Raw genomic sequence first — 11,279 nt, 5'->3', positions numbered from 1 at the left:
CCTGCCGAGTTTAGCGCCGGTTCCCCCCGGGCCGGCGCCGGCCGCGTCACTGCGCCTGGATGCCCGCCTGCCGTACGAGCCGGGTCCAGCGCTCGACCTCGCTCTTCACGAAGGCCTCGGTCTCGGCGGTCGACATGGCCAGCGGCTTTCCGCCGTTGTTGCGGAAGCGCTCGATCAGCTCGGGGTTGCGCATCGCCTCCGCGAAGGCCTCGCGCAGCTTCGCCAGCGCGGCGGGCGGCGTCGCCGACGGTGCGAAGATCCCGAACCAGCTCTCCATCTCGAGCGGCGCGACGCCGGTTTCCGCGACCGACGGCACGTCGGGGTGGAAGGGTTGGCGCTCCTTCGACGACACGGCGAGCGGCTTGACCCGGCCTGCCGCGATCTGGACCTTCGCGGTGGTGGAGATGTCGAAGAACACGTCGACGCGCCCCGCGATCAGGTCCTGGTAGGCGGCCTGCGCGCCGCGGTAGGGCACGTGGGTGAGCTTGGCGCCCGCCAGCGTGGTGGTCACCGCCGCGGCGATGTGCTGGCCCGAGCCGTTGCCCGCGGAGGCGTAGGTGATCGAGTCGGGGTTCTTCTTCGCGTGGGCGATCAGATCGGGCAGCGTGGCCCAGGGCAGGTCGTTGCGCGCCACCAGCGTGTACGAGTAGCTGACCGCCAGGCCGACCGGCACGAAGTCCTTCAGCGGGTCGTACGAGAGCTTCGGATAGAAGCCCGGATTCAGCGCGATGTTCGACAGCGCGCCCAGCAGCAGGGTGTAGCCGTCGGCCGGCGCCCTCGCCACCGACTCGGTGCCCACCAGCGTGCCGGCGCCGGGCCGGTTCTCCACGATCACGGTCTGGCCGAGGGCCGGGCCCAGGCGCTCGGCGAGCAAGCGGGCGACCGTGTCGAAGCCGCCGCCCGGCGGCTGGGGGACGACGATCTTCACCGGCCCCGCGGGCCAGGTCTGGGCGAGCGCCGGGGCGGCCGCGAACGCGGCGCCGAGCGCGATCGATCCGATCAGGAAGCTTCTGCGCATGGTGTCTCCTCTGTGGGCGGGGCGCCTCTCCGGCCCGCTCGATTGGCAAGGCGTCGAATCGCTGCGATCATAAGCCATTGTCCTGCAGTGTGCACAAGTTCACATATGAGAACTCACGGCAGGCGCAACCGCCAAACCTAGGGAGACGAACTCGATGGACAGGGAAACCATGGACCGCCTGGAGATTGCCGAAACGGTGCAGAACTGGGCGGTCTGGCGCGATGCCGGCTTCTGGGACCGCTTCGCCACCGTCTGGCACGACGACGGCTGGATGTCGGCGACCTGGTTCCAGGGACCCGCGCCGAAGTTCATCGAGGTGAGCCGCGCGGGCTTCGAGCGCGGCGTGTCGATCCTCCACTTCCTGGGTGGCTGCAGCATCGACCTGCGCGGCGACCGCGCGATCGCCCAGACGAAGATGACGATCAACCAGCGCGCGCTCGTCGACGGCGCCACGGTCGACGTCGTCTGCACCGGGCGCTTCTACGACTTCTTCGAGCGGCGGCCGGTCGACGGCCGGCCCTCGTGGCGAATCGTCCGCCGCCAGCCGATCTACGAGAAGGACCGGATGGACCCGCTCGACCCGTCGGTGGCGCTGAAGCTCGATCCGGATCTGCTCGGCCGCTTTCCGGACGGCTACCGGCACCTCGCCTATCTGCAGAGCAGGCTGGGCTTCCGGATCAAGCCGGACATGCCGGGACTGCGCGGCCCGGTGGTCGAGGCGCTCTACGCGCGCGGCGAGAAGTGGCTGTCCGGCGACCCGTCTGCGTTCGACGAGCCGCCGGTCGAAAGCGGGCTCTGAGCCCTTCAGAGGCCCGCGGGCTTCTGCCAGGCGCCGCCGAACACGAACTCCGGGACCGGCTTGCGCACGCGCGGGGCCAGTTCCCGCTCGCGCAGCGCGTCCGGCAGCGACGCGGGGTCGCCCGGGTAGCCCAGCGCGAAGGCGGTCAGGCAGCGGTACTCGGCCGGGATCCCGGCGACCTCGGTCGCCTTGTCGGCGTCGAAACCGACCATCTGGTGCACCGCGATGCCCTCGGCGGTCGCCTGCAGCGCGATGTGCGCGACCGCCTGCCCGAGGTCGTAGAGCGCGGTCTTGTTGGGACCGGGCTTGCTCGTCATCTCGAGGCGCGCCGCGGCGAAGACCAGCACGGCCGCGTTGCGCGCCCAGCCCTGGTTGTTGGGATTCAGGCAGGCCAGCATCCGCGCGAAGGCCTCGCCATCGGCGCGGCGCGCGATAACGAAGGCCCAGGGCTGCTCGTTGAAGGCCGAAGGGGCCCAGCGCGCGGCCTCGAAGATCGCCTTCAGCTGCGCGTCGGAGATCGGCGCGTCGGCGAAGGCGCGCGGGCTCCAGCGCAGGCGGATCAGTTCGTGGACGGGAACTTCGGCGGGCGCGGGCTTGGCGCGCTCGCCCCTCAGCAGGGTGTCGGGATTGCTCATCGTCGTTCGAGGGTCGGGTGGATCGAGGCCGCGAGATGCTAGCAGGCCGCGCGGGCATGCCCCTTCGCCCGGCCGGGTGATTCCTTCCTCGGCCGGCGTGTCGCCCGGATCAGCCGGCGCGGGCCCGATGGAGGTCCGCCTCGAGCCTGCGCGCGCCGTCGCGCAGCGCGGCGACGATTGCGCGCCGGTGGCCCGGGCTGTCGCGCACCGTGGGCATCGCCACGTTCAGCGCGCCGACGACCTCGCCGCCCTCGTCGCGCACGGCGACCGCGATGCCGACGATGCCCGGCGTGAACTCCTCGAACGAGTAGGCGACGCCCTCGCTTGCGGCCTCGCGCAACTGGCGTCGCAGCGCGGTCGGCGAAACGATCGTCCTGGCCGTGATCTTCATCGGCCGGAAGCGCTTCAGGTAGGCCTCGCGCTGGTCGTCGGGCATCGTCGCGAGCAGCATCTTGCCGCTCGACACCGCGTAGAGCGGGGCGAGCTCGCCGATCGTCATCGAGAACTGCAGCGGCTGCGATGCATTGGCGCCGCAGACGCGCTGCACCTGGTCGCCGCGCAGCAGGTTCAGCGACGAGGATTCGCCGGTCTGCTTCGTGATCCGCTCCGCGATCGGCTGGGCGAGCTCGACCAGTCCGACCGCGACCCGGCCGCGCCCGACGAGATCGAGCAGCGCGGGTCCCAACGTGTAGACGTTCGGACCCGGCGCAAAGCGCAGGTAGCGACGCGCTTCGAGGTTGCCCAGCAACTGGGTCAGGCTGCTCTTCGGGATCTCGAGCGCGGACGACAGTTCGGCATGGGTGAGGCCGTGCGCCTTGCGGGCCAGCAACTCGAGCAGGTCGAGCACGCGGTCGGCGGACTTGACGACGGGAGGGGAGGGCTTCATCGCGATTCGGCAGGCGCGGCGCGGCTGCGCCGGGTCCCGGCGCTGCTCCGCGAGCATATTCTGCCCGAAGCGCGGGTGCGAAGCGTGCCTGGGCTTTGGCGGCCGGCGGCCGGCTGTCGTAAGCTTCCCGTGTCAGTGACCGGAGAGTCCGATGTTCGTTCCTCATTCAGCGGCGGGTGCGATGCTGGCCGCCGCGCTCGCCGCCTTCGTCGGCTTGCCGGCCGCGCACGCCCAGGCCGACGCTTCGCGTGGCCAGACCCTCTACGAGGCGCATTGCTCGGCTTGCCACGATCGAAGCGTTCACGGCCGAGCGGTTCGCACCGCCCGCACTTTCGAGCAGGTGCGCGAGCAGGTCGTGCGCTGGCAGCGCGAGGTCGGCGTCGCCTGGCAGGCCGAGGACGTCGACGCGGTCACGATCTACCTGAACCAGCGCTACTACCGCTTCCCCTGCCCGACGACCGTCTGCGCCGCGCCCCGAGCGAGCGTTCCCCCAGCGAGCGCGCCCCGTTGATCGAGCGCGCCCCTTTGAGCGAGCGCGCCTGATTCCTTCCCCCTTGCCGGAACGAAACATGACGACATCCGCTTCCCCGGCGGCATCCCCCAGATCGAGCCCGGCGGCGTCCCGCGTCGAGCGCGCGGCCCGCTGGCTGGTCGACCAGCATCTCGGCCGCAGGCCCTTCGCCGGGTTTCCCGCCGATTGCGCGCCCGCCGACGTAGGCGAGGCCTACGCGGTGCAGGACGCCTTCGTGGCGATGAAGGCCCGCGCTTGCGGACGGCCGGTCGGCTGGAAGATCGCGCTGTCCAACCCAGCGATGCAGCGTTTCGTCGGCCTCGACGAGCCGGTCGCGGGTCGAATCCTGCAGCGCCAGCTCGTGGGCGCGCCGGCGCGGGCCCGCGCCGCCGACTATGGGCGTCTGCTCGTCGAGTTCGAGATCGCGGTGGAGCTCGGCGAGGACCTGCCGCCCCGCGCCGGCGGCTACTCGCGAAGTCGCGTCGCCGAGGCGGTCGCGGCGGTGCGACCGGCTTTCGAGCTGGCCGACGACCGGGGCGCCGACTACCGGACGCTGAACGCGCATGGCCTGCAGCTGGTCGCCGACAATGCCTGGAACGAGGGCGCGGTGCTCGGCGAGCGCCGCACCGACTGGCGCCGGCTCGAGTTGGCCGAACTCGACGGTTTCGTGGCGATCGACGGCCAGCAGGTCGGCGCCGGCTCCGGGCGCGACCTGATGGGGCACCCGCTCGATGCGCTGGCCTGGCTGGCCAGCCAGGTGTCCCGCCGGGGGCTGACGATGCGCGCCGGGGAAGTGGCGATTCTCGGCAGCCTGGTCACGTCGAAGTTTCCGCGCCCCGGCGAGCAGCTCGACTTCGCGCTCGAGGGCTTCGACCGGATCACGCTGCAGGTCGATTGAGCGGCGGGCTGGCGGGGCGGGGATCCGCCGCCGCGGTTCCCCGGCGCCTCGACTCCCAGCGCCGCGGCCTCAGGGCTGCAGCACGACCCGGCCGACGACCCGTCCGGCGGCCAGGTCGGCGAGCGCCTGGTTGACCGAGTCGAGCGGCCGCAGGTCGAGCGGCACCTTCGGCAGTTCGACCCGGTGCGCGAGCGCGACCAGTTCCCTCAGGTCGTGCAGCCCGGCCACGTAGGAGCCGCGCACGGTCAGCGACTTGAGCGGGAACATCGGCACCGGCAGCCGGAACTCGCCGCCGAACAGGCCCACGATCACGACCTCGCCGCTTCGCCGCACCAGGTTCGCCGCCATCGCCGAGCTGGACTCGCCGCCGACGAAATCCAGCGCGCCGGCGATCGCGTGCCCGCAGGCCTTGCCGATCGTGCGCAGCGCGTCGGGCGCGCCGGGGTCGAAGGCGGCCGTCGCGCCGTTGGCCAGCGCGGCCTCGCGCTTGGCCGGATCCGGATCGATCGCGGCGATCTTCGCAGGGGAGGTGGCCGACAGCAGGGCGACCGCGGTCATGCCGACGCCGCCGCAACCGACCACCGCGATCCAGTCGTCCGAGGTGACCGGCGACAGCTTGCGGATCGCGCCCCAGGCGGTGATGCCGGCGCAGGCGAAGGTGGCCGCCCGCGCCGGGTCCAGGTCGCCGATCGGTACCAGGTAACGCTCGTGGGGCACGCGGACCATGTCGGCGTAGCCGCCCGGCAGCTGGATGCCCAGGTTGCGCGCGACCTTCGAGCAGAGCTGCTCGTCGCCGCGCGCGCAGACCTCGCAGTCGCCGCAGCCGAGCCACGGATAGACGATCACGCGATCGCCCGGCGCCACGCCGGTGACCTCCGGACCGACCTCGACCACCTCGCCGCCGATCTCGTGGCCCATCGTGACCGGCAGCCGCGTTCCGGCGCGCTCGAGCGAGGACAGCTTGCCGCCGCCCATGTCGAAGCCGCCGGCCTGGATGTGCAGGTCGGAATGGCACATGCCGCAGTGGGTCACCCGCAGGGTCACCTCCCGGCCTGACGGCGGCTCGAGGGGCTCTTCTCGCAGCGCGAGCGAGCCGCCCCACTCGGAAAAGCTCCAGCGGTGCACGCAACGATAGTTCACGAGTCGATCTCCCTGGGTCGAATGTCGGTCAGTTCCCGGCGGCGGCCTCTTGCCCGATCCGCTCGCGCAGCTCGCGCTTGAGGATCTTGCCGCTCGCGTTCTTCGGCAGCGCGTCGACGAAGACCACGCGCTTGGGCGTCTTGAAGCCGGCGAGCCGCTGGCGGCAGTGCGCCTTGAGCTCGTCCTCGCCGGCCTGTGCGCCTTCGCGCAGCACGATCGCGGCGGTGACCGCCTCGATCCACTCCGGGTGGGGCGTGCCGAAGACCGCGGCCTCGGCCACCGCGGGATGCTGGTAGAGCACTTCCTCGACCTCGCGGCTCGCCACGTTCTCGCCGCCGGTCTTGATCATGTCCTTCTTGCGGTCGACCACGCGCAGGTAGCCTTCCTCGTCGATGATGCCCAGGTCGCCGCTGTGGAACCAGCCGCCGCGGAAGGCCTCGGCGGTCTTCTGCTCGTCGTTCCAGTAGCCGAGCATCACGTGCGGCCCGCGGTGGACGATCTCGCCGACGGTGCCGGGCGGCACCGGCCGGTCCTCGTCGTCGACGATGCGCGTCTCGACGTTGATCGCCGGGCGGCCCGCCGAGCCGAGCTTGCGCAGCTGATCCTCGGGCCCGAGCACCGTGGCGACCGGCGACATCTCGGTCTGGCCGTAGAAGTTGAACAGTCGCATCGCGGGCAGCCTTTCGGACAGCTCGCGCACGATCTCCATCGGCATGATCGACGCGCCGTAGTAGCCCTTGCGAAGCGAGGAGAGGTCGCGCCGCTCGAAGTCGGGGTGGCGCAGCAGCGCGATCCAGACCGTGGGCGGGCAGAACAGCTTGGTCGCTCGCTCGGCCTCGACCGCGGCAAGCATCGCAGCGGGATCGGCGCCGGGCAGCAGGACGTTGGTCGCGCCGAGGTACAGGCCCGGCGACAGGAAGCAGTGCAGCTGCGCGCAGTGGAACAGCGGCAGCGCGTGCACCTCGATGTCGTCGCCGGACATCTCGCCGTCGACGATGCAGCTCACGTACTGCGCGACCAGGTTGCGGCTCGACAGCGCCGCGCCCTTCGGCCGCGACTCGGTGCCGCTGGTGTAGAGCAGTTGCAGGGGCTCGTCGTCGCCGACGTCGACCTCGGGCCGCCGCGCGTCGTCGTGGCGCATCCAGTCGAAGACGCTCTCCCAGCCGGCCGGGGCCGGCACGCCGTGTCCGGGGATCACCGCGCGGAGCCTGACCGGACCGGACGCGCCGGCTGCCTGGGCCAGCGCGAGCGCCTCGGCGGCCACCGGCTGCAGCGTGTCCTCGGCCACCAGCGCCACGCTGCCGCTGTGCCCGAGGATGTAGCCGACCTCGGCCGCCTTGAGCATGAAGTTGATCGGCACCAGGATCGCGCCGAGCCGGGCCGCCGCGAAGCTCAGCACGACGAAGGCGTGGTTGTTGCGCGAGAGCAGGGCGACGCGCTCGCCCTTGGCGATGCCGCGCTCGGCCAGGGCGTTGGCGGTCCGGTTCACCGTCTCGTCGAGCTCGGCGTAGGTCTGCCTCAGCTCGCCCCAGACCAGCGCGGTCTTGTCTGGCACGCGGCAGGCGCTTCGCCAGAGCAGGTCGCCGTAGCCGTGGCTGCGGGCGCGGTCTATCGTGGCCTGCAGCGGGGCCGAGTAGTTCATCGCGAGGTCTCCTCGTTGGTCAGGGTTTCTGCTCGATCTGCCTGCGCAGCGCCTGCGACAGCATCAGGTCGCCGCTCGATTCGAAGCGGGTGGCGCCGAAGGTCGGCCCCGAGAGCCGGCCGCGCATCGTGTATTCGGTGCTTGCCCGCGCGCCGGTGGCGAGGCCCAGCGCCTGGCGGATCACCGCGGTCAGCGACAGGCTGACCGGCACCGCGATCACCGTCTCGCCGAAGCGCGGGACCGTGCCGCGGCGATCGCTGACGCCGGTGGCCAGGGTCGAGCCGCCGACCAGCAACTCGATTGCGATGCCGTCGAATTCGATCGGGCGGTCGTTCGGGTTCTGCACCCGGAGCCGCAACTCGAAGCGAGATTCCAGGCCCTCGGAGGCGATCGGCTCGATGCCGACCAGCGTGACCGCCGGCGGTTCCCCGAGCCCGAGCGACGCGCAGGCGGACACGCCGATCGCCAGCACCAGCGCGCTCCAGCACCGCAGAAAGCGTCCCATGTCGTCCCTCCTTAGGTGCTCAGGATAACTGGATCGGCCGCCACCCGCTCTGCTAGGATCGGGCTCCCCGACGAAAACGAATGGAGACGAACACATGTCCAGAGTATCCGGAATCGGCGTGCGCGCCGCGCTCGCCATCGGCCTCTCCGCCGCGCTCGCCGCGCCGGTCGCGGCCCAGGTCAAGCTGCCCGACACGCTGTCGTGGAGCGCCTACGACGTCGGTTCGGGCGGCTACAACCAGGCCGTCGCGATCGGCAACGCGCTCAAGCAGAAGTACGGCGTGAACCTGCGCGTGCTGCCGGGCAAGAACGACGTGTCCCGCACGCTGCCGATCCGCGAGGGCAAGGTCCAGTTCTCCGCCAACGGCGTGGGCGGTACCTACCTGTCCCAGGAAGGCGTGTACGAATTCGGCGCGAAGAGCTGGGGTCCCCAGCCGGTGCGCGCGCTGATGCTGAACACTTCGGACCAACTGCTGACCGTCGTCGCCGCGGGCGACGCGGGCATCAAGACGGTCGCCGACCTGAAGGGCAAGCGGGTGGCCTGGGTGATCGGCGCGCCGTCGCTGAACCAGAACATCACCGCGATCCTGGCCCACGCCGGACTGACCTGGGACGACGTCAAGAAAGTCGAGTTCGGCGGCTTCGGCGCCGCGATGGACGGCATCGTCAACAACCAGGTCGACGCCGCGTTCAGCTCGTCGATCTCGGGCAAGGCCTACGCGATCGCCAAGTCGCCGCGCGGACTGGTCTACCCGATCATCTCGCACGCCGACAAGGAAGGCTGGAAGCGGATGAACGCGATCGCGCCGTTCTTCTTCCCGTTCATGGGCACCGAGGGCGCCAACCTGTCGAAGGACAAGCCGGCCGAGGCGGCCACCTATCCGTATCCGGTGCTGATGACCTACGCCGACCGCGAGGTAGACCTGGTCTACAACATGACCAAGGCCATGGTCGACGCGTTCGGCGACTTCAAGGACGGCGCGCCGGGCAACAGCGGCTGGGACGCCAAGCGCCAGAACTTCGCGTGGGTGGTTCCCTACCACGACGGGGCGATCAAGTACTGGAAGGAAGCCGGCCTCTGGAAGCCCGAGCACCAGGCGCACAACGACAAGCTGATCGAGCGCCAGAAGGTGCTCGCCACGACCTGGGCCGAGGTCAGCAAGGGCACCTACGCCGACGACAACGCCTTCAAGGACGCGTGGGCCAAGGCGCGCGCCGCGGCGCTCACCAAGGCGGGCTTCGACCCGGTGCTGACCAGCTGGTGACCTGCCGATGACCAACGCAGCCTCCCAGGCGCCGGTCGAGGCGTCGCGCTACCGAAGCCTTCCGGCCGCCTGGGCAGGGCTGCTGATCCTGGTCACGATGGGGGCGATCTTCCTCGCCCTCAACCAGGTGCTGAACCTGGGTTTCTTCGTCGGCAAGACCCTGCTCGACAGCAGCTACCTCTACGCCCTGGCGGCGCTGCTCACCGGCACGGTTTTCCTGATCATCCCCGCGTCGTCGCGGGCCCCGCGCGATCGGGTGCCCTGGTACGACGCGGCCATGTTCCTGGCGCTCGCGGCGGTGTTCGCCTATTTCGCCTGGAACGGGCAGCGCATCGTCGAGGAGGCCTGGGAGTTCAGCGCGCCCGACACGGCGGTCTGGGTGGCCGCGGTCGGCTGGCTGCTGTTGCTCGAGGCCACGCGGCGCGGGGGCGGCCTGACGGTGGCGATCGTCGTCGCGCTGTTCTCTTTCTATCCGATCTTCGCCGAGGTCATGCCGGGCCCGATCTCGGGCCTCGGACAGGACCTGCGCACCACGATCGGCTTCCACTTCGCCAGCAGCGAGAGCGTGATGGGCATTCCCATGCGCGCCTTCGGCGAGCTGGTGATCGGCTTCGTGATGTTCGGCGCGGCGCTGCAGTACACCGGCGCGGCGCACTTCTTCAACAACCTGGCGCTGGCGCTGTTCGGCGCGGTGCGGGGCGGGCCGGCCAAGGTCGCGATCTTCGCCAGCGGCCTGATGGGCTCGGTCAGCGGCAGCGTCGTGTCGAACGTGCTGACCACCGGCGTGGTCACGATCCCGGCGATGAAGCGCACCGGCTTCTCGCCGGCCTACGCCGGCGGCGTCGAGGCCTGCGCCTCGACCGGCGGCGTGCTGATGCCGCCGGTGATGGGCGCGACCGCGTTCATCATGGCGTCGTTCCTCGGCAAGCCCTACGCGGCGATCGCGATCGCCGCGACCATTCCTTCGCTGCTGTACTACTTCGCGCTGTTCATCCAGATCGACGGCTACGCGGCGCGCAACGGCCTGAAGGGCCTGCCGCGCGAGGAACTGCCCTCGATCCGCAAGACCTTCGCCGAGGGCTGGCACTACATCTTCGTCTTCGTGCTGCTGGTCTGGATGCTGCTGGTCCTGCAGCGCGAGGCGCTCGCGCCCTTCTACGCGACCGCGCTGCTGCTGGTGATCAACCAGTTCTCGAAGCAGTACCGGCTCGACCGCGCCAGGCTGGGCAAGCTGGTGCTCGGCATCGGCGCGGCGCTCGCCGAGCTCGCGGCGCTGCTGGCGGGCGTCGGCATGATCATCGGCGCGCTGTCGGTCACCGGCCTGGCCGGCACGCTGGCCAACGACCTGGTCTACATGGCCGGCAACAACGTCTACGTGCTGCTGGTGATGGGCGCGCTGACCAGCTTCATCTTCGGCATGGGGATGACGATCACCGCCTGCTACATCTTCCTGGCGATCGTGCTGGCGCCGCCGCTGGTGGCGGCGGGCTTCGACCCGGTGGCGGTGCACCTGTTCATGCTCTACTGGGGCATGGTGTCGTTCATCACGCCGCCGGTGTCGCTGGCCGCCTTCGTGGCGGCGGGCGTCGCGGGCGCGGCGCCGATCAAGGTGGGCATGCAGTCGATGCGCCTGGGCAGCATCATGTACATCGTGCCCTTCTTCTTCGTGCTGAACCCGGCGCTGATCATGCGCGGCGAGGCCTGGGAGATCGCCACCGTGGTGGCCACGGCGATCGTCGGCATCATGCTGCTGGCCGCGGCGCTCGAGGGTTACCTGACCGGCTTCGGCAGCCTGCGCGGTAGCTTCGCCGGCATGGTCGGCCGCCTTCTGCTCGCAGCGGGCGGCATCACGCTGGCGCTGCCGGGCGGCGGCGACCTCGAGCTCAGCCACCTGCAGCTTTCGCTGGTCGGCATCGTCATCGCCGTGGTCGGCGTGGCGATCGCCAGGCTCGGCGCAAGGGCGCCTGCGCGGGCCTGATCC

Annotated in this window: 11 protein-coding genes; 5 read left to right on the top strand and 6 right to left on the bottom strand. The window is 70.7% G+C overall.

Annotated elements, in window-relative coordinates; translation table 11 throughout:
• Window positions 1-46: 46 nt before the first annotated feature.
• Complete coding sequence (locus tag M6I34_RS03625) at window positions 47-1,018, bottom strand: Bug family tripartite tricarboxylate transporter substrate binding protein (protein ID WP_272484347.1); 972 nt, start codon at window positions 1,016-1,018, stop codon at window positions 47-49.
• Between the two features lie 154 nt (window positions 1,019-1,172).
• Between M6I34_RS03625 and M6I34_RS03620 the strand changes: the two genes are divergently transcribed.
• Entirely contained in the window at window positions 1,173-1,817 is a 645-nt protein-coding gene (locus tag M6I34_RS03620) for a nuclear transport factor 2 family protein (protein WP_272484346.1), read from the top strand.
• Window positions 1,818-1,822: 5 nt separating this feature from the next.
• Here M6I34_RS03620 and M6I34_RS03615 read toward each other — a convergent pair whose 3' ends face one another.
• Together M6I34_RS03615 and M6I34_RS03610 are read right to left on the bottom strand one after the other, a co-directional pair.
• Window positions 1,823-2,452 carry a nitroreductase family protein gene (locus tag M6I34_RS03615; RefSeq protein ID WP_272484345.1) on the bottom strand — a complete coding sequence of 210 codons (630 nt, stop codon included), beginning with the start codon at window positions 2,450-2,452 and terminating at the stop codon, window positions 1,823-1,825.
• A gap of 109 nt (window positions 2,453-2,561) precedes the next feature.
• A complete protein-coding gene (locus M6I34_RS03610; protein ID WP_272484344.1) occupies window positions 2,562-3,338 on the bottom strand; it encodes an IclR family transcriptional regulator in 777 nt (258 codons plus the stop codon).
• A gap of 151 nt (window positions 3,339-3,489) precedes the next feature.
• On the opposite strand from M6I34_RS03610, the gene M6I34_RS03605 reads away from it, so the two are divergent.
• Window positions 3,490-3,849 (top strand): cytochrome c family protein, encoded by a 360-nt coding sequence (locus tag M6I34_RS03605; protein ID WP_272484343.1) that lies wholly within the window; start codon window positions 3,490-3,492, stop codon window positions 3,847-3,849.
• Window positions 3,850-3,907: 58 nt separating this feature from the next.
• Complete coding sequence (locus M6I34_RS03600) at window positions 3,908-4,747, top strand: 2-keto-4-pentenoate hydratase (protein WP_272484342.1); 840 nt, start codon at window positions 3,908-3,910, stop codon at window positions 4,745-4,747.
• A gap of 69 nt (window positions 4,748-4,816) precedes the next feature.
• Here the strand turns inward: M6I34_RS03600 and M6I34_RS03595 are convergent, their stop codons facing one another.
• From M6I34_RS03595 to M6I34_RS03585, 3 genes are read right to left on the bottom strand one after another with little or no spacing between them, the layout of a single operon-like run.
• On the bottom strand, window positions 4,817-5,887 hold the full coding sequence (locus M6I34_RS03595) for an alcohol dehydrogenase (RefSeq protein ID WP_272484341.1): 1,071 nt from the start codon (window positions 5,885-5,887) through the stop codon (window positions 4,817-4,819).
• 28 nt (window positions 5,888-5,915) lie between these two features.
• Window positions 5,916-7,529, bottom strand: coding sequence for an acyl-CoA synthetase (locus M6I34_RS03590; protein WP_272484340.1), 1,614 nt, complete (start codon window positions 7,527-7,529; stop codon window positions 5,916-5,918).
• A gap of 19 nt (window positions 7,530-7,548) precedes the next feature.
• Window positions 7,549-8,034: an LEA/WHy family protein gene (locus M6I34_RS03585; protein WP_272484339.1), complete on the bottom strand. Its 486-nt coding sequence runs from the start codon at window positions 8,032-8,034 to the stop codon at window positions 7,549-7,551.
• Window positions 8,035-8,128: 94 nt separating this feature from the next.
• Here M6I34_RS03585 and M6I34_RS03580 point away from each other — a divergent pair, with 94 nt between their 5' ends.
• Both M6I34_RS03580 and M6I34_RS03575 read left to right on the top strand, forming a co-directional pair.
• Window positions 8,129-9,298 carry a TAXI family TRAP transporter solute-binding subunit gene (locus M6I34_RS03580; protein ID WP_272484338.1) on the top strand — a complete coding sequence of 390 codons (1,170 nt, stop codon included), beginning with the start codon at window positions 8,129-8,131 and terminating at the stop codon, window positions 9,296-9,298.
• 7 nt (window positions 9,299-9,305) lie between these two features.
• Window positions 9,306-11,276: a TRAP transporter permease gene (locus tag M6I34_RS03575; protein ID WP_272484337.1), complete on the top strand. Its 1,971-nt coding sequence runs from the start codon at window positions 9,306-9,308 to the stop codon at window positions 11,274-11,276.
• Window positions 11,277-11,279: the final 3 nt, after the last annotated feature.

Origin of the sequence: Zeimonas sediminis, assembly GCF_023721795.1 — a bacterium.
Taxonomy (GTDB): Bacteria; Pseudomonadota; Gammaproteobacteria; order Burkholderiales; family Burkholderiaceae_E; genus Zeimonas; species Zeimonas sediminis.
This window is presented reverse-complemented; position numbering and strand designations above follow the sequence as displayed.

Excerpts from the sequence above, each read along its gene's own strand:
- M6I34_RS03625 (WP_272484347.1), bottom strand. The coding sequence starts at position 1,018 with ATGCGCAGAAGCTTCCTGATCGGATCGATCGCGCTCGGCGCCGCGTTC.
- M6I34_RS03620 (WP_272484346.1), top strand. The coding sequence starts at position 1,173 with ATGGACAGGGAAACCATGGACCGCCTGGAGATTGCCGAAACGGTGCAG.
- M6I34_RS03615 (WP_272484345.1), bottom strand. The coding sequence starts at position 2,452 with ATGAGCAATCCCGACACCCTGCTGAGGGGCGAGCGCGCCAAGCCCGCG.
- M6I34_RS03610 (WP_272484344.1), bottom strand. The coding sequence starts at position 3,338 with ATGAAGCCCTCCCCTCCCGTCGTCAAGTCCGCCGACCGCGTGCTCGAC.
- M6I34_RS03605 (WP_272484343.1), top strand. The coding sequence starts at position 3,490 with ATGTTCGTTCCTCATTCAGCGGCGGGTGCGATGCTGGCCGCCGCGCTC.
- M6I34_RS03600 (WP_272484342.1), top strand. The coding sequence starts at position 3,908 with ATGACGACATCCGCTTCCCCGGCGGCATCCCCCAGATCGAGCCCGGCG.
- M6I34_RS03590 (WP_272484340.1), bottom strand. The coding sequence starts at position 7,529 with ATGAACTACTCGGCCCCGCTGCAGGCCACGATAGACCGCGCCCGCAGC.
- M6I34_RS03585 (WP_272484339.1), bottom strand. The coding sequence starts at position 8,034 with ATGGGACGCTTTCTGCGGTGCTGGAGCGCGCTGGTGCTGGCGATCGGC.
- M6I34_RS03580 (WP_272484338.1), top strand. The coding sequence starts at position 8,129 with ATGTCCAGAGTATCCGGAATCGGCGTGCGCGCCGCGCTCGCCATCGGC.
- M6I34_RS03575 (WP_272484337.1), top strand. The coding sequence starts at position 9,306 with ATGACCAACGCAGCCTCCCAGGCGCCGGTCGAGGCGTCGCGCTACCGA.